The sequence below is a fragment of the bacterium genome, assembly GCA_035529855.1.
GTDB lineage: Bacteria > RBG-13-66-14 > B26-G2 > WVWN01 > WVWN01 > WVWN01.
The window spans coordinates 19,368-36,653 of record DATKVX010000047.1 but is presented as its reverse complement, the minus strand read 5'-3'; the positions used below and the strand labels follow the sequence as shown (position 1 = coordinate 36,653).

Annotated in this window: 14 protein-coding genes; 9 read left to right on the top strand and 5 right to left on the bottom strand. The window is 64.4% G+C overall.

Annotated features, from left to right (window positions below; genetic code table 11):
• From VMX79_05590 to VMX79_05575, 4 genes are all read right to left on the bottom strand, one after another.
• Positions 1–515: DNA methyltransferase (locus tag VMX79_05590; GenBank protein HUV86568.1), on the bottom strand; the 515-nt coding region annotated here is incomplete at its 3' end.
• Between the two features lie 12 nt (positions 516–527).
• Positions 528–1,124: a hypothetical protein gene (locus VMX79_05585; GenBank protein HUV86567.1), complete on the bottom strand. Its 597-nt coding sequence runs from the start codon at positions 1,122–1,124 to the stop codon at positions 528–530.
• Between the two features lie 169 nt (positions 1,125–1,293).
• A complete protein-coding gene (locus VMX79_05580; GenBank protein ID HUV86566.1) occupies positions 1,294–3,471 on the bottom strand; it encodes a sodium-translocating pyrophosphatase in 2,178 nt (725 codons plus the stop codon).
• 162 nt (positions 3,472–3,633) lie between these two features.
• Positions 3,634–4,068, bottom strand: coding sequence for a hypothetical protein (locus VMX79_05575; GenBank protein ID HUV86565.1), 435 nt, complete (start codon positions 4,066–4,068; stop codon positions 3,634–3,636).
• Positions 4,069–4,266: 198 nt separating this feature from the next.
• On the opposite strand from VMX79_05575, the gene VMX79_05570 reads away from it, so the two are divergent.
• Both VMX79_05570 and VMX79_05565 read left to right on the top strand, forming a co-directional pair.
• A complete protein-coding gene (locus VMX79_05570; protein HUV86564.1) occupies positions 4,267–4,986 on the top strand; it encodes a hypothetical protein in 720 nt (239 codons plus the stop codon).
• A gap of 184 nt (positions 4,987–5,170) precedes the next feature.
• Positions 5,171–6,985, top strand: a complete 1,815-nt coding sequence (locus tag VMX79_05565) for a thiamine pyrophosphate-dependent enzyme (protein ID HUV86563.1) — start codon at positions 5,171–5,173, stop codon at positions 6,983–6,985.
• Between the two features lie 73 nt (positions 6,986–7,058).
• Here the strand turns inward: VMX79_05565 and VMX79_05560 are convergent, their stop codons facing one another.
• Positions 7,059–7,703 carry a hypothetical protein gene (locus VMX79_05560; GenBank protein HUV86562.1) on the bottom strand — a complete coding sequence of 215 codons (645 nt, stop codon included), beginning with the start codon at positions 7,701–7,703 and terminating at the stop codon, positions 7,059–7,061.
• Positions 7,704–7,974: 271 nt separating this feature from the next.
• On the opposite strand from VMX79_05560, the gene smc reads away from it, so the two are divergent.
• The 7 genes from smc (at position 7,975) to VMX79_05525 (ending at position 17,283) form a co-directional block, all read left to right on the top strand.
• Positions 7,975–11,550 carry a chromosome segregation protein SMC gene (gene smc, locus VMX79_05555; protein ID HUV86561.1) on the top strand — a complete coding sequence of 1,192 codons (3,576 nt, stop codon included), beginning with the start codon at positions 7,975–7,977 and terminating at the stop codon, positions 11,548–11,550.
• A gap of 199 nt (positions 11,551–11,749) precedes the next feature.
• Entirely contained in the window at positions 11,750–12,433 is a 684-nt protein-coding gene (locus VMX79_05550) for a YIP1 family protein (protein ID HUV86560.1), read from the top strand.
• Positions 12,434–12,451: 18 nt separating this feature from the next.
• Positions 12,452–13,282, top strand: a complete 831-nt coding sequence (locus VMX79_05545; GenBank protein ID HUV86559.1) for a hypothetical protein — start codon at positions 12,452–12,454, stop codon at positions 13,280–13,282.
• A 38-nt stretch (positions 13,283–13,320) separates the two neighbouring features.
• Positions 13,321–14,904 (top strand): CapA family protein, encoded by a 1,584-nt coding sequence (locus tag VMX79_05540; GenBank protein ID HUV86558.1) that lies wholly within the window; start codon positions 13,321–13,323, stop codon positions 14,902–14,904.
• A gap of 12 nt (positions 14,905–14,916) precedes the next feature.
• On the top strand, positions 14,917–15,768 hold the full coding sequence (gene ricT / locus VMX79_05535; GenBank protein ID HUV86557.1) for a regulatory iron-sulfur-containing complex subunit RicT: 852 nt from the start codon (positions 14,917–14,919) through the stop codon (positions 15,766–15,768).
• A gap of 196 nt (positions 15,769–15,964) precedes the next feature.
• Positions 15,965–16,750 (top strand): slipin family protein, encoded by a 786-nt coding sequence (locus tag VMX79_05530; protein ID HUV86556.1) that lies wholly within the window; start codon positions 15,965–15,967, stop codon positions 16,748–16,750.
• Positions 16,751–16,800: 50 nt separating this feature from the next.
• The gene (locus tag VMX79_05525) at positions 16,801–17,283 is read left to right on the top strand and encodes an LEA type 2 family protein (protein HUV86555.1); all 483 of its coding nucleotides are present in this window, start codon (positions 16,801–16,803) and stop codon (positions 17,281–17,283) included.
• Positions 17,284–17,286: the final 3 nt, after the last annotated feature.

The window sequence follows — 17,286 nt, the reverse complement described above, 5'->3', positions numbered from 1 at the left end:
ATCTTGTACCAAATTATGGGCGCGAGGTTGTCGAAGCCGATGGCGCGGCAACGTTCCTGGATGGCGGCGTGGAGCGGCGCGACGAAGTGCCGGCCCGCTTTCCGCCTCGCCTGGCACACGTCGCCCACGACCACCACCATTCGGCCGCCCTGAACCAGCGCCCGGTAACAATGCCGCCAAACCTTATCGAGTTCATCCAGAAACTCGTCGAAATCGCCGACGTCGCCCAGTTGGCCGTCGCGGTCATTATACTTTTTTAGGGTCCAGTAGGGCGGCGACGTGACTACGAGATGAACAGCCTCGTCTTCTATGTCGGCCATATCGCGTGCGTCGCCGAGCCTCAAGTCGTGGTGGGTTTTTAGCGTCGCGACGTACGTTTCTATGGCGCTCAGCGCCGCCGGGTCTTTGGCGAGCCGCGGTATAAGCGTCTGAGGGTTGGCGATATCTGCGGCTTCGGGCGTTTCGCCGTTTACTTTAAGGCCCTTTAAGAAATCCCTATGTGGTTCCGCCGTCATCGTCGCGTAATTTTATTTAATCCCCGGGTTGCGCGTTTTCACAGCGCGCGCGAGCTGGTTGAAGAACCGCCCGAAAACCGTTTCGCCCGAAATAATTTCGGCGCCTCGGGAAAAATCGATTCGGACAAGGACCGTCGCCTCGAGCGTACCGGTGCTCCACGCCGGCGCGCGACGTCCGGATAGGAAGCGAAGTTTGCTCTCCAGGAATTCGGACCATAATTTGCCGTTCTTACCTCGAGTAGTATCCTGGCTTACGTCGAAAATCATTATATAGCCCAGTACTATCTCGGGCGAGTACATTTGCGCGTTCGCTACTTCGCCCATTAAATCGTCCAGACGGTTAGGTACCGTACCCGGTATATTCTTCAACAGGGATTTTAAGGAAATCCCGAGGCGGTATTTCGCGTCGTATTCCCAAGCGATATCCCAGCTTTTATCTCTGGCTCCTCCCGGTATTTTAACTTCCGCCCCGGCGCCCGGTAACCCTCTCTTCGCGAGTTCCTCTATGCAATATGCGGCCAGCTTCGAAAGCCGCGCCGGCGATTGCGCTTTCCCTTCGGTAACGGCTATACGATATAAATCTCCTATCGCTTCGGCGAAAGTAACCATCGCCGTTTATTATAATCGACACCCCCGGTTACCGCAACAGAAAAGCCGCCCCTGGGGGCGGCGTTTCGTTTCTGGGTAGGGGCGACTGGCCAGTCGCCCTTTATAATTCCCGGCTGAAGCCGGCCGTTAACGCGTCGCCGGTTAAGGACCGTCCCTTGAAAGGAACGGTTTACTTCTCCACCGCTTCCTCGGCCTCGCCCACCGCCGCGAAGGAGCCCTTCTTCGTGCGCCAGATGGCCCAGCCGACGATGACCAGACCGACGACGACGACGGGGACCGTGATGTACCACGTCCCGCGGTACTTGATGATGAGCGGCGCGACGATGAGCGCCACCAGGTTCATCACCTTGATGAGGGGGTTGATGGCCGGCCCGGCGGTATCCTTGAAGGGGTCACCGACGGTGTCGCCGACGACGGCGGCCTTGTGCGCCGGGGAACCCTTGCCGCCGTAAAGGCCGTCCTCGATGGACTTCTTGGCGTTGTCCCAGGCGCCGCCGGAGTTCGCCAGGAAGACCGCCATAAGCTGGCCCGTCAGGATGATGCCGGCCAGGAAGCCGCCCAGCGCCGCGGCGTCGAGGAGGAAGCCGACGATTATCGGCGTCAACACCGCCAAGAGGCCCGGGCCGACGAGCTCCTTAAGGGCGGCCCGGGTGCAGATGTCCACCGCCCTCGTGTACTCCGGCTCGGCCTCGCCCGCCATCAAGCCTTTGATCGTGTGGAACTGGCGCCGGACCTCGTTTATGACGAGGGCGGCCGCGCGGCCCACGGCCCGTATCAGCAACGAGGAGAAGAGGAAGGGTACGGCGCCGCCGACGAGCAGGCCGATGAGGACGACGGGGTTGGCGACGTCGATGGTGGTAATCGCGGCGCCCGCTTTTCGCAACTCCTGGAAGTACGCGCCGAAGAGCGACGTCGCGGCCATGACCGCGGTCGCGATGGCGAAGCCTTTCGTGATGGCCTTCGTCGTGTTGCCGACGGCGTCGAGGTCTGCGATGGTCTTGCGCGTCTTCTCGTCGCCCTCCTTCGACATCTCTATGATGCCGTTGGCGTTGTCGGCCACCGGCCCGAAGGTATCCATCGAGACGACGACCCCCGTCGTGGTGAGCATGCCCATACCGGCGAGCGAGATGGAGTAGAGGATGTACGTGACGTTGCTCGGGTCGCCCACGATGAGGATGGAGGAGAAGATGGCGCCGCAGATAACGAGGATGGCCCACACCGACGACTCGAGCCCTACGGCCACGCCCATCAGGATGGTCGTGGCCTCGCCGGTGCGCGTCGCCGCGGCGATCTCCTTGACCGGGCCGCGTTTGATGGACGTGAAGTGTTCGGTCAACAACGAGATAAACACGGAGAGTATCAGGCCGAAGACGGTAGCCCAGAAGACGCGCAGGTCGCCCACGTAATAATAGGCGAAGAAGTAAAACCCCAAAGCTGACGTTATAGCGGAGATGATGTAGCCCCGGTTTATGGGCCGCATCCCCGGTTCGGTCTCGGAGAGGGGCCGGACGGCGGCGGTCCCGATGATGGACGTGATGACGCCGACGCCGCGCACGATGAGCGGGAAGATGACGCCCTTGACGCCCATTACGGTCCAGCCGAGTATCATCGCCGCGACCAACGTGACCTCGTACGACTCGAAGATGTCCGCCGCCATGCCGGCGCAGTCGCCGACGTTGTCCCCCACGTTGTCGGCAATAACGGCGGCGTTGCGGGGGTCGTCCTCCGGGATGCCGGCCTCGACCTTGCCGACGAGGTCGGCGCCGATGTCCGCGGCCTTGGTGTATATGCCGCCCCCTACCCGCATGAACAGCGCCAACAAGGAGCCGCCGAAGCCGAAGCCGATAAGCACCTCGTACGCCTTCGAACCGTAGAGGATGAAGATGGAGGTGGCGCCGAGGAGGCCCAGGCCCACGCAGAACATCCCGGCGATGGTGCCGGTTTGAAAGGCGATGGTGAGCGCGCGCTTGTAGGAGGTGCGCGCGGCGTTGGCGCAGCGGACGTTGCCCCGCACCGCCAGGCTCATCCCCACGAAGCCCACGAGCCCCGAGAAGAACGCGCCCAGCAGGAACGCGCCCGCGCGGCCGAACTGCATCGTCAGCGTCTCGCCCGTGAAGAACATCGCGGCGGCGATGACGCCGGTTATTAGCAGGATGGTTTTAAATTGCCGATTGAGGTACGCCCGGGCGCCTTGTTGGATCGCGCGCGCTATCTTCTGCATCGCCGGCGTGCCGGGGTCGAGCTTGAGAATCCTGCCGACGAGTATGAGGGCGTAGCCTATGCCGACGAAGGCACTGCCAAAGACCGTCCAAAGAGCGATTTTTTCGAATAGCGAATAAGAGGCCATAAAGGTCTCCTCGAAATTGCTACCGGCGGCCCGGGACGGGCCGTCGAGGGTTTAATTCTCTTGAAATAATACCACGGAAAGATTTTTATGTCAAAGGTTTACTAAAAGAGCCGGCCCGATATGAGCCGGCTTTGAACGGGACGTTAAGCCGATAGCGTTGAATTACAGCGACTCCAGGTACGCGAGGAAGTCCTTCATCTCCTGGCCGTCCTCGGCCAGGGCTTCGCCGCCCAACGGGTTTGTGATGCAGAAGTTTACGACTTCGGCCAGCGCGACCTCTTTTTCGGGGTCCATCATCGTGAAGACGCCGGGGTAGCGGTCCTTGACGCCGGTGAGCGGCTTGGTCGTCATCCCCTCCATCTCCATGCCCTCGGTGCCGCCGTTGGGGTGGCACGACTCGCAGCTTTTGCCGGTGGTGCCGAGGTTGACGTCGGCGAATAACGCTTTGCCGCGCTCGACGTCGCCCGCCATGGCGACTTCGGCCGTCTCGGCGGTCATGGCGGTTTCCGCGGTCGGCGCTTCCTCTTTCTTCTTGCACGCGACGAATAGCGCCGCGACGGCGGCAACTACCCCCAAACAGACTAGAAATTTCCGCATTGCCGTCCTCCTTGGTTATGGACTTATGAACGAAAACGTGTAAATATTATCTTGCAAACAATTTAATATATATAGTATAAAAAAGCAAGCTAAAATTGAACGCAAGTGATAGAACTGCGGAAAGTAACGTTTGGCGCCGGCCGGTAGGCGCTGGTCCCTTGGGACGGTCTACGCCGGCTTTTCGGCGAGAGGTTGATAATGGTATTAATATCGATCGTTTTAGCGTACGTCGCCTTGGCCGCGGCGTTGACGGCCGTCTTGGCCATGCTCGCCCGGTTGAGCGGGGCCGCCGCCGGGAAGGGCGGGGCCGCGCTGCTATGGGTCCACCGCGTCGCCGGGTACGTCTTCCTTGCGATAATGATTTTCCTATTCGCCGGGATGTTGTACAAGATAACGGCGTACGGCAACGTGCTCTCGGCGAGGGTCGCCTGGCACGGCGCCGCGGGTTTCGCCGTCGTGGCGTTTCTGTTCCTCAAATGGGCCGTCGTCCGGCCTTACCGCGGCCTGATGAAGTTCGCGCCGCCGTTGGGGATGACCGTTTTCGGGCTGGCGTTCGTCGTAATAATGTTGGGCGCCACGACGAAGCTCTTGGCCCGCCTCGGCGCCGGGGAACCGGCGGGGCCGCCCGTAGTCGAGGTTATACCGGGCGAGGAAATGGTCGAGCGGCACGAAGAGATGATGGAGCTCATGCGCCCCGCCGTGGGGGAGGCCGACCGCCTTCACGCCGCTCGCTTCGTCTTCGCCGAGAAGTGTGGTAAATGCCACCATCTCCGGCGTCCCTTGGCCAAGCCCCGGACCGAGGCGGACTGGCCGCCGTTGCTCGAGCGGATGCGGAGCTACGACCGGAGTTGGATAAGCGACGTCGACGCCGAGGAAATCGAACTTTACCTCGTTAACGATTACGGCCCGGGACGCTAAGGTCGCCGGCTTAGCGTAAACGGCGTCGTGCTGATGGGAAGGGGCCGGCGTTAATTGACGCCCATCGTCTACGAGTACGAAGCGCTCGCCGACGGGGATGCCGGTAAAGCCCGGTCCGATATAGGCGGCGGTTCCTTCCCGGGCCGTTAGTTAAAGTATTGCGCGTTTCAGATCCGGAGGGGTTATGGCCAAGTGGAAGTGCAGCGTTTGCGGTTACATCTACGACGAGGCGCGCGAGGAGGTCCCCTTCGCGGCGTTGGCGGACGATTGGACGTGCCCGGTGTGCGGCGCCCCCAAGTCCGCCTTCAATCGGCTCGAGGGAGCCGGGGAGCGCGAAGTCGCCGAGGGCGAGTTCGCGGGGACGGTCGCCGACCAGATCGTAGCGCAGCTCGCCGCGTACGGCGTGCGCTACGTCTGCGGCATACCGGGCGACTCCAACCTGCCGCTGGTGGACGCCATCCGCCGCTCGGAGGACGTGGACTTCGTACTCGTGCGCCACGAGGAGACGGCGGCCTTTATGGCCTCCGCCCGCTTTAAGATATTCAACGAGATAGGGGTATGCCTTTCCATCGCCGGCCCGGGGACGACCAACTTGATAACGGGCCTTATGGACGCCGCGACGGACCGCTCGCCGGTGCTCGCGCTGTTGGGCCAGGTGACCGAGGTTAGGTTGGGCAGCGAAGCTTTTCAGGAAGTCGACCAGCTCGCGCTCTACCACCCGTTCACCGTATACGCGGAGACGGTCTCGGCGCCGGCGCGGGCGGCCAATGTCGTTAGCATGGCCGTAAAGAAAGCGTACGCCGAACACGGCGTGGCGGCGCTGAGCCTCCCCACCGACGTGCTGGCCGCGCCCGCGGCGGGCGGCATATTCACCGGCGACCGCCGCGTCTTCCGCGGCCGCGCCGCGCCGACGGAGGAGTCGCTCCGGGCGGTGGCGGAGGTAATCGCCCGGGCCCAAAGGCCGCTGGTCTTCGCGGGCTGGGGAGCCCGCTTCTCCGGCGCCGACGTCATCGCCCTCGCCGAGCGCATCGGCGCCTTCGTCGCCACCACCTCCCGCGCCAAGGGCGTCGTGCCCGAAACCCGCGAGCTGGCCGTGGGCGTGATGGGCAGCATCGGCGCGCCGTGCGCGGCCCGGGCGGCGCAGGCGTCGGACCTCCTCGTAATCCTCGGCTCGGGATTCCGGCAGCGCAACCTCGTCCCGGACGTGCCCGCCGTGCAAGTGGATTGGAACGCCGCCCGCATCGGCAAAACCTTCGAGGTCGAGGCGGGCGCCGTGGGCGACGTGCGCGAGGCGCTGCCGCGGCTCTTGGAGCTCGTACCGGCGAAGGATATGGACGAGGATTACAAAAAAACCGTCCGCCGGCACCGCGACGAGCACATGCGCGACGTCGCCGCGCTGCGCGCCAAGAAGACGAGGCCGGTGCATCCCGGCTTCGTCGTGAGCTGGTTGAACGAGCTGATTCCCAAGGACGCCGTCGTAACCGTCGACGTGGGCGACCACACCTATTGGTTTTACAAGATGTTCGTCGCCGACGGCCAGCGGACGTGCCTCTCCGCCAACATGGCCAGTATGGCCTTCGCCCTCCCGGCGGCGCTCGCGGCCTCGCTCCACGAGCGCTCGACGCCGACGTTCTGCGTTACCGGCGACGGCGGCTTCGGCATGCTCATGGCGGACTTCACCACCGCCGTCCGCGAGAAGCTGCCCATAAAGGTAGTGCTCTTCAACGACGGTCGCTTGAAGAACATCGTGAAGGAGCAGGCCGTCGCGGGTTTCCCACCGTACGGCGTCGAGTTCCCCAACGCCGACTTCGCCGCGTTCGCCGCTTCGGCCGGCGGCTTCGGCGCGCGCGTAGACGACCCCGACGACTTCGCGCCCGCGGTAAAAAAAGCCCTTAAAGAGAACAGCCGGCCGTCGTTAATCGAAGTGATCGTCGACCCGGCGGCGATGGCCGCGCCGGCGGGCGTCGCGCCGGCGGCGGAAAAGGGCTCCAAATCGTGATCCGTGTATGACCGGGACGCGAAAAAGCCGGCCTCTTGGGGCCGGCTTTTGGTAACCATACACAGCGCGTGGCTCAGTAGTATAAGGCTTTGACTCGGCCAAGGCTCGTCGGCGCCACGCCGATGTCGCCCTGCATCACGATGCGGAACATCAAATTGGATTCGGATTCGAACGGTTGCCAGACGCCCAAATAATAGGTCCATCCCCGCCGCTGCGGCGGCCCCGTATCCAGGCAGTATGGGTCGATGTTGGGGTAGTTGTAACGCTGCTCCATAGCGGCTACGAACTTGCGTATGCCTTTGGGCAATGTCCAGTTAACGCTGAAATCGCACCACGGGTACCCGCGCCCGGTCCCCCTAACGTACGTCGGGCCCCAAATCCGCGCCCCGGGAACGCCGCTTTGGAAGTCGAAAACGCCGATGTTGAAACCGTCCCACCGGTCGTTGGGCCATACGCCGCTCGAGCGGATCCGCATAAGTTTTATATTGCCCGCCGCGAGCGTCGAGCAGTCGAAGCCGTTGCCGATCCAGGTGCCCGTGACGAATTGGGCCAGAACGTACCCCAGCGTGCCGTTGTCCCACTTCAATTCTTGTTCGGTACTTTCTACGGGCTCAGCGTACGAGGTAATTCGGCTCGACTCGTTCCGTAGATCCGCGCCTTCGCCCGCTACGGCGCCTAACGCAAAGCACGCTAATATGACGATAACCCTTTTTCCCATATTCGACCCCTTCCGTTAACCCGGAAAAATGGCCCGGCCGTACGCAGTTATTATAAACCCGATACGCGGCTCCGTCAATAGACGGCCGTATTTTCCGAAGTAGGCCGGCGCCCGGTAATTATAACACCCATTCAGTCGTTTGTCTATAATATATACCCAAAGCACCATATCTTGGGGTTATATCCTCCCATACCACATTATGTTGCGTTTTTTTCTTGCCAAAAAACGCCTATGTTGTTAGAATGGCCACGGAGGTAGAGAAGGGTGTAATATGCGCTTAAGGACTTTAGATATTTTCGGCTTTAAATCTTTCCCCCACCGGACCCGCGTCGAGTTCGGCGCGGGCGTCAGCGCCGTTGTGGGGCCGAACGGGTGCGGCAAATCCAACGTCGCCGACGCCTTCCGCTGGGCGCTGGGCGAGCAATCGGCCAAGGCGTTGCGCGGCGACGTCATGGAGGACCTGGTCTTCAACGGCACCGCCGACACGCCGGCCCTTTCGATGGCCGAGGTTTCCATCGCTTTCTCCGACGTTAGCGGATACGTTCCGACCGACGGCGACGAGCTGGTCGTAACGCGGCGCATGTACCGTTCGGGCGAGTCGCACTATTTCATCAACAGACGGCCCGTCCGTTTGAAGGACGTGCGCGACCTGTTCGCGGATACGGGTTTGGGAAAGGCCTCGTACGCCGTGGTCGAACAGGGAATGGTAGAGGCTATCGTCAAGGCCAAGGCCGACGAGCGGCGGGCCTTTTTCGAGGAGGCCGCCGGTATCCGGGGATACCGGACCAAGCGCGCCGAAGCGCTGCGTAAGCTGGAAGACGTCGAGGCCAACATGGAGCGCATCGACGACCTGTACGCCGAGTATAAGCGGCGGGCGCGGGCGTTAAAGCGCCAGGCCGGCGCCGCGCGGCGGTACCAGGGCCTGGTGGACCGGCTCCGCGAGCTCGACGTCGCCTTCGCCAAGCGCAAGTACGTCGCCAAAGCGGAGGAGAGGCGTGCCGCGCTGGCGGGCCGCGACGAGTGCGCCGCGGCTAACCGCGAGGCTAAGGGTCGCGCGGCCGCCGCCGCCGCCGAGGTCTCGCGCCTCGACGCCGAAGTCGCCGCGGGCGAGATCGAGCTGGAGCGTAAGGAAAAAGACCTCCTCGAGCGCCAACGGGGGATGAACGAGGCCGAGGCGGCGAAGCAGCTCGCCGAAGAAAGGCGCCGCGCCGTCGACCAGGAAGTCGGGCGCCTGGGCGAGGAGGGCGAACAGCTCGTCGCGAAGCTCCGCGGCGCGGGCGAGGAGGGCGAGCGGCTGGCCGCCGAACTCGAGCGAACCCAAAAGCAAATCGCCGACGGCGAGGAGCGTAAGGAGCGCGCCGCGGCCGAGCTCGCGGCCGCCCGGTCGCGGGAGGGCGAGCTCTCGGGCGGGTTGGAGGCGGCGCGCGGCGAGCAGTTGGCGCGGTTCCACGACCGGACCCAGCTCGCCAACCTCCACGCCACGGCCGCGGCCACGCGCAAAAGTTTTGCCCAGGAGCTCCGCCGCCTCCGGGACGAAGCAGGCCGCCAGGCGTCGCTCTTCGACGAGAACTACGCGTCGCTGAATAATATTTCGGCCGAGCTGGAGTCGCTCGGGCGGGAGTGGACCGAATGCCGGAACGGGGCCGAGGAGTTGGCGGCTTCCGAGGAGCGTCTGGCGCGCGAGCACGCCGCGGCCGAAGCGGCGGCGGCGGAACTCGGCAGCGAGCGCGAGAAAGCTCGGTCGCGCCTCCAGTCGCTGGAGGAACTCGCCCGCGGGTTCGAGTCCTTCGGCGCGGGCGCGGCGGCGCTTTTGGAGGGTGGTGCTCCTTCCGGCATCGCCGGCGTCCTGGCGGACGTGGTCGCGGTGCGGGAAGGGTACGAGGCCGCGGTGGAGCGGGCGCTGGGTTGCGCCGCGGCGGCGCTCTTGGCCGAAGACCTGGCCACCGCCACCGCCTACGGCCGTAGCCTTAAAGACTCGGGCGCGGGGCGCGCCGCTTTCGTCGTCCCCGGCGAGGGCCGGGCCGCGGCCGCGGACCTGCCCGTGGTAGAGGGCGTGAAGGGTTGGGCGTCGGATTTCGTAGCGGCCCAAGGGCCGTACGCCGACGCCGTGAAAGGGTTATTGGCCGGCGTCGTGGTCGTCGACGGCCTGGCGGCGCTCGAGGCGGTGTCCGAAGTGTCGCCCGGGACGCCGGCGGTAACGGTCGACGGCGATTGGTGGGACGGCCGGGCGACGCTGTTCGCCGGCGCGGCCGAGGAGGTCGGCGCTACCATCCTGGGTCGCCGCGCGGAGATCGAAAGGCTCGGCGCGGCCGTCGCCGACCTCGACTCGAGGCTGGAAGCGGCTCGCCGCGAGGTGGCGCGTTTGCGGGCGGCCCGCGAAGAGCTCGTCCGCCGGAAGCAGGAGAACGCGGCGCGCCTGGTGCGGCTCGAGGCGGCGCGCGGAAGCGTCGAAGGCGCGTTGGCGCGCGCCCGCGACGAGGGCCGCGTGCTGGGGGAAAACCGCGGCGTCCTGGCGGCGGAAATAGGGCAGGTTGAAGCTCGCCTCGCGGAGGTCTTCGGCGACGAGGAACGGCTCGGCGGCCAGCTCGACGCCACGTCCCGCGCCTGCGAGGAAACCGGCGAGGCCGTGGCGGAGATCGAGGAACAGCTGCGTGCCGTCCGCGGCGTCGTCGTCGAGAACGAAAAAGCGGCGGCCGCGGCGCGCGAGGTAGTCGCCGCGTTGGGCGAGAAATCGCGGGGGCTCGCCGGCGAGCGCGAGCGCCTTGAGCGGTTAAAAGAGGAGGGCGCGGCCAGACTCGAAGCGCTGGCCGCGGCGTCGGGACGAAAGGCCGCGGAGGCCGCCGAGCTTGCCGCGGAGGTAGAAGAGTGCGGCGCCGAAATCGCGGAGCGCGCGGCCGCTTTCCATAACGCGGAGCGCGGCGTCGAAGAGGCCCGCCTCATCCGGGCGGAGCTTATAGGCCGGCGGCGGGAGGCGGAGGAAGCGCGGGCCGCCGCGGAGGGCGCGGCCGCGGAAGTGGCCGACGTGTTGAAGGAGAGAGAGGTCGAAGTCGCGTCGCTGGTGGGCGAGTTGAGCGCGCTCGAGGAAGCGGCCGCCGCGAAGCACGACGTCCGGTTGAGCGCCCTCGCCGCCGACGAGTACGAGCTGGAGGGCGACGTCTCCGCGGCGGAGGCCGAGCGGGAAGAGCTGGCCAAGCGGCTCGGCAAGATGGGCGAGATCAACTTCCTCGCCGCGCGCGAGTACGACGAGCTGGCCGCGACGCTGACCGAGCTGGAGGAGCAGCGGGCGGACCTCGCCCGGGCCCGCGCCGACCTCGACGAGGGTATAGCGAGAATCGACGCCCACAGCCGCGAAAAATTCGCCGCGACCTTCGAGGTCGTTCGCGAAGAGTTCCAGCGGATCTTCCGGGAGGCCTTCGAAGGCGGCCAGGCCGACCTTAAGCTGCAACCGGGAGTGGACCCCCTCGACGCCGGGATATACGTCTACGCCCAACCGCCGGGTAAAAAGATGGAACACCTCTCGCTCCTATCGGGGGGCGAAAAAGCGCTCGCGGCCATAGCGTTGATATTCGCCCTCTTCAACGCGCGTCCGGCGCCGTTCGCCATCCTGGACGAGGTCGACGCGCCGCTCGACGAGAACAATATCAACCGGTTCCTCAAGATATTGGCGCAGTACCGCGATAGCGTCCAATTCATGGTCATCACCCACGCGCGCCGCACGATGGAGGCGTCCGACGCCATTTACGGCGTTACGATGGAACGGCGGGGCATCTCTAAAATTTTATCGTTGAAGATGCAAGAAGTACCTCTGGAGTTTATGGAGGTCGCGGCGGCGGCGCCGCCGGCTTAAGATCGGGGCTCCGGTATTCCCTTGAGCGCGGGCGGCCTCGACGAGGCCGCCTTCGCGTAGGGAGTTCGCTTTATTGACTCCATTCCTCTTTATTGATATATTTTAAGGGATGCCCGCCGACGAGCGTAAAACCTACGGCGTTTGCCCCCGGCACGCCGGCCGGCCGGCCATAGCGGGTTGTCCGCGTTGCGGCCGGTATATGTGCGCATTATGCGTTAGCCGCGGCGCCGAGGTCTCGGGCCGGCTCGTCTGTCGCGAGTGTATGGAGGCGCTCTCGGCCAAGAGCGGTTTGCGCCGGGAAGTGCCCTGGGAAAACCGTCGCGGGATGTCGTACGCGCGCGCTTTTTTCTCGACCTGGCGCGACGTCATCTTCGCGCCGCGCGCGTTCTTCGCCGGCCTCGCGCCCGAGGGCGGCCTCTTCAAGCCGTTGGTCTTCGCCGCGATATGCCTGGCTATCGGCATGGTGGGGAGTTTATGGGGCATAGGCGAAGCGGCCAGCGCGCTCGTCGGCCCTTCCGGCGCGGCGCTGGTCGCGGCTATGGCGCTGGCGCTTGCGCCGGCGACGTACGTACTATCGTTCGTCGTAACGGTGGCGTTCCTGCACTTGCTCGCGCGGGGCTTGGGGGGGCGGGCCGCCGTACGCGGCACGACCCGCGCCGCGGCCTACGCCCAGGCCGCCGCGGTGGCCGAGGTTATCCCGGCCGTAGGCGGCATCCTCGCGTTCGTCTTGCGGCTTTCGCTCTACGGGTGGGGCGTGTCGGCGGTGCACGGCTTTTCCCTCAAGAAGGCCATAGCGTTTTATGTTATCGTATTGGTCGCCGCGGCGGGTTTCATCTATTTCGGCGTAAGGCTGCTGACGCCGTTCCTGCCGCCGGGCGTTTAAGAATCCGGGGTAGGCGGAATGAAAAAAGTACTTCTATTCGTTTTTATATCGGCGCTGCTCGCGGCGGGGTGCGGCGGCGACAAGGAAGAGGTCGAGGCCGGGGCGGGTACCGCCGTCGTCGAGACAACCTCGGCCGGTTCGTTCGCCGTGGTGGGGCCGGAGGATAGACCTCTACCCGGGGGCGTAGCCGTCTATCGCCCGGGCGAGCACGACGAGCCGTTGTGGGAGGGGTTGGCCGGCGAACCGTTCGAGCTCGAGCCGGGCGACTACGACGTCCTGGTGGAATATTTCGGCCAGAAGTATTGGCGGCGCGGCGTAGCGCTCGCGGGAGGCGAGGAGACCTTCAAGTTGCCGATGGGTACGCTCGCCGTCGAGGCGCGCTCGAGCCGCGGCGACCGGCTGGAGGGCCGCGTCGCGATATATCCCTCGGGCGGGGCGGAGGGGCCGCCGGTTATGAAGGGCGAGACCTTCGAGGACCTCGCCGTCCTGGCCGGTACGTACGACGTACGGGTTACGGTCCAGGCGAGGGAACGTTGGCTGCTCGGCGTGTCGGTGGAGGCGGGCGATCGCGAGGAGCGGACGCTGCTCGAGCCGGTGGGGTACCTCTCGGTGGAGGTCGTGGACCAGGCCGGCGAGCCGCTCGAGGCGGAAGTATGGGTCTATGGGCCGGGGTCGACCCGGGTGCCGGTAGCTACCGGGAAGAGCGATCGGCCGTTGGCGTTGTTGCCCGGCCGTTACGGCGTAGCGGTCCGTTGGGCCGGGACGCGGGACTTCTCCGCCGGCGTAGCCGTAATCAAGAATCAGACGACGGTGGAGAGGTTCACCTTCTGGAGAAGTGAGGCTTCGTAATGGTCAACAGGACGACTCGGCGTACGCTCGATAAGCGGATGCGCAACATTAAGGTCGGTCTCTACACCTTACTCTTGGTAGCGGCGCTGATAGCGGCGCTCGTGGTTTCGACGGTCGCGCTGCCGCCCCAGATCGCGGCCTGGCGTTCGCGGCGTTCGACGGACGAGGCCCGGGCGCTCGTGGCCCAGAACAAGGTCTTCGAGGCCATGGCCTTGTTGAAGTACGCCGTCGCGCTCGACCCGGGTAATGAGCTCGCCCATTTCAACCTCGGCGTTTTGGAGCTGGCGGTTAACGGCGACGCCGCGGCCGCCTCCGACCAGTTCAAGCGCGCGGCGGAGGCCGACCCCGGTTTCGCCCGGGCGTACTTTAACCTCGGCGTAGTCCAGTTGTTCTATCTCCATAAACCGCGCGTCGCCGCGGACAGCTTCAAGAGGGCGGTGGAGCTGGACGCCGATTACGCGGCCGGGTACGCCGGGTTGGGCCTGGCGCACGAATCCTTGGGCGATTACGGCGCCGCCCGCGACGCGTACGACCGTTACCTGGCGATGAACCTCGACGGGCCGTGGACCGAACTGGTCGAGCAGCACAAGCGCGCCATCGGCGGCCTCCCCGCCGTGGACGACCTCGCCGCCAAGATGCGGGGCGACGAGGACGTTTTCGAGATAGTCGCGGTCGGCGATATGAGCCTGGCGCGCGGCGTCAACGTGGACCTCTACACCGGCCGGTCCGAGAGCCCGCTGCGGTTCGTGGCGCCCCTTATAGGCCGCGCCCGGATAGCTTTCGGGAACCTCGAGTCGCCCCTCACCAAACGCGCCAAGCGCGCGCCGACGAAAGGGCCCCGCGGCGGTTCGATATATCTGAAAGGTAATCCGGACTACGCGTTCATTTTAACCGAGGCCGGCTTCGACGTGTTGTCGCTCGCCAACAACCACATCATGGACTACGGCGAGCAGGGTCTATCGGACACCATATATTACCTCGAGCAGGAAGAGATAGAGCACGCGGGCGCCGGCCCTGACCTCGCCGCGGCGCTCGCCCCCGCCGACGTGGATGTCGACGGCTACGTAGTGCGGTTTTTGGCCTTCAGCGGCGTGGAGCCGCGAGAGTACTACGCCGGCGCAGCCAAGGCCGGGACCGCGTCCCTTGACGAGGGTACGGTCGTGAGCGCCATAAGTCGCGCCAAGAGCGAAGCCAACCTGGTCGTGGTATCGCTCCACTGGGGGGGCGAATCCATGGCCTACCCCTCCTCGGAGCAGAAGAGGCTCGCCCACAAGTTCGTCGACGCCGGCGCGGACGTAATCCTGGGTCATCACCCTCACGTCATCCAAGGCGTCGAGTCGTACGAGGGCGCCGTAATCGCGTATAGCCTGGGCAACTTCCTCTTCGATTCGCGGTACCCGGAGCGACACTACTCTACGCTGTTGGCCGTAGAGGTTTCGCGTTCGCGCGGCATACTGGGATTCCGTTTGATCCCCATATACATCGAGGGCACCGAGCCGACGGTATCGGCCGAGGCCGACGTAATGGGTTTCTTGGAGTTCGCCCTCCTCAGCGGTTCCGGCGAACGCGTCGGCGTCAGGCCGCCCCGGCCGTCGCGAGGCGGCAAGGCGCCGAAGACGTAACTCCCGTTAATCATGGAAGTCGAAGTTATTAGAGTAAAGTACTTCAACGAGAGTCGCGAGTTCCACGTGCCGGCGGGGGGTATTCCGCTCGAGGCCGGGGACGTGGTTATAGTGGAGACGGAAGACGGCCTCGATTGTTGCGAGGTTACGGCGCCCGCCCGCGAATGCCCCCGGCGAACCCTCGAGTCGCCTTCGGCTACGGTTCTCCGCAAAGCAACGCCCAACGACTTGGAGTGGCTCGCGACGAAGGAGGAGACCGAAGAAACGGCGGCGGAGATGTGCCGGGAGCTGGCGGCCAAGCTCGAGCTGGAAATGAAATTGTCGTCCGTAAAGATGACGTTCGACGGCGCTAAAGTCATATTCTTTTTTTCAGCCGACAAGCGGGTGGATTTCCGGACGTTGGTCCGCGAGCTCGCGAAGACGTTCCGCACCCGGATCGAAATGCGCCAGATAGGCGTGCGCGACAAAGCGAAGCAGATGGGAGGTTTGGCGGTTTGCGGCCGGCCGTTGTGCTGCACCATCTTCCTGGAGACGTTCGACCCGGTGACGATGAAGATGGCGAAGGTGCAAAATCTTACGCTGAGCCCGTCGAAGATATCGGGTTATTGCGGCCGCCTCATGTGCTGCCTGGCGTACGAAAACGAGTTTTACCGCAGCGTGAAGGAAGCGTTCCCGGGGGGCGTCGGGAAAAGAGTTTCCACGCCGCAGGGCGAGGGCGAGGTCAAGGCCGTCTTGGCGCTCACCGGCGCGGTAGTCGTAATGCTCGACTCCGGCGCCGCGGTAAAAGTTAAGTTGGCGGAGGTGGAGCCCGTGGCCGAAGCGGCGACCCGAACCGACGCTCCGCCCGAAACCGAAGACACGTAGGGGGTTGAACGGCGCGGTGTTTCGACGGACGTACGGCTCGCTCGTCGCGGCCGCGTTTTTTTCGTAGGCGGCGCCCTTCGTCCTGGTCGGCCCGGCGTTCAGTTTTTAGAGCTATTTACCTTTACCGCGGCGCCCCAGGTGTATTATAATTCACTCTCAAATATCGCCCCCCCCACCCCCAACGGGAGGTCCAAATATGGAAATCTTAGGTTGTGTCGGTACGCCCATCATAATCGCTGCGATAATCATAATTTTCATCCTCGCCAGCGCGATACGGATTCTGCGCGAGTACGAACGCGGCGTCATCTTCCGCCTGGGCCGGCTGATCGGCGCCAAGGGGCCCGGCCTTATCATCCTCATCCCCATCGTGGACCGGATGGTGCGGGTCGACCTCCGGACCATAGCCCACGACGTGCCGCCGCAGGACGTCATCACCAGGGACAACGTCTCCCTCAAGGTCAACGCCGTCGTCTATTTCCGCGTAATGGACCCGAACAACGCCGTCGTCGAGGTCGAGGATTACTACTTCGCGACCAGCCAGCTGGCGCAGACGACGCTGCGGTCCATCCTGGGCCAGTCCGAGCTGGACGATATCCTGGTCCACCGCGAGAAGATAAACCAGAGCCTGCAGACAATTCTGGACCAGGCCACCGACCCCTGGGGCATCAAGGTCTCCATGGTCGAGGTCAAACACGTCGACCTGCCCATCGAGATGCAGCGGGCGATGGCCCGCCAGGCGGAGGCGGAGCGCGAACGACGCGCCAAGGTCATCAACGCCGAGGGCGAGTACCAGGCGGCCCAGAGGCTTACCGAGGCCGCGACCATCATCCAGACCGCGCCGGCCGCGCTGCAGCTGCGATTCTTGCAGACTTTGAAAGAAGTCGCCGCGGAGAACAACTCGACGACGCTGTTCCCGGTTCCCATCGACCTCTTCCGGCCTTTCATCGAAGCGTTCGACAAGAGCAAGGGCTCGAAGAAATAGGTCCGGGAATACGCGTCCGTAAGCTCGGGGCCGCGCGGCGGTCTCGAGGCGTGACGATCGAGATGCTGCGAACCGGGTTTTTACGATACGGATGGCCGATGGCCGTCGCGTTGGCGTTATCCGTGCTCGGCTGCGGCCTGGTCGCGAAACGCACGGCGCTCAAGGATTGCGAGTTCGACCTGGCCGACGTCGAGGTCAAGAGCGTGTCGCTCGCCGACGTCGACCTCCTGCTCGAGCTTTCCGTCTACAACCCCAACGACGTCGAGGTCATCGTCGACCGCTTTTCGTACAAGCTGTGGAGCGATAAGAACGCCGTCGCCGAGGGGTGGCACCGGCGCCAGGAAAAGGTCCCGCCGGGCGAGACCAGGGTAATAGCGTTCACCATGAAGACGCCGCTCAAGAACCTGGGCAAGGGCGTCTTAAACCAAATAATGAATAGGGGTGGCGTAACGTACACCCTCCAGGCGACCGTTTACCTGGACACCTTCTTCGGCGAGTTGGAGATACCCGTAACGGTTCGCAAGAAGTATTGAGGT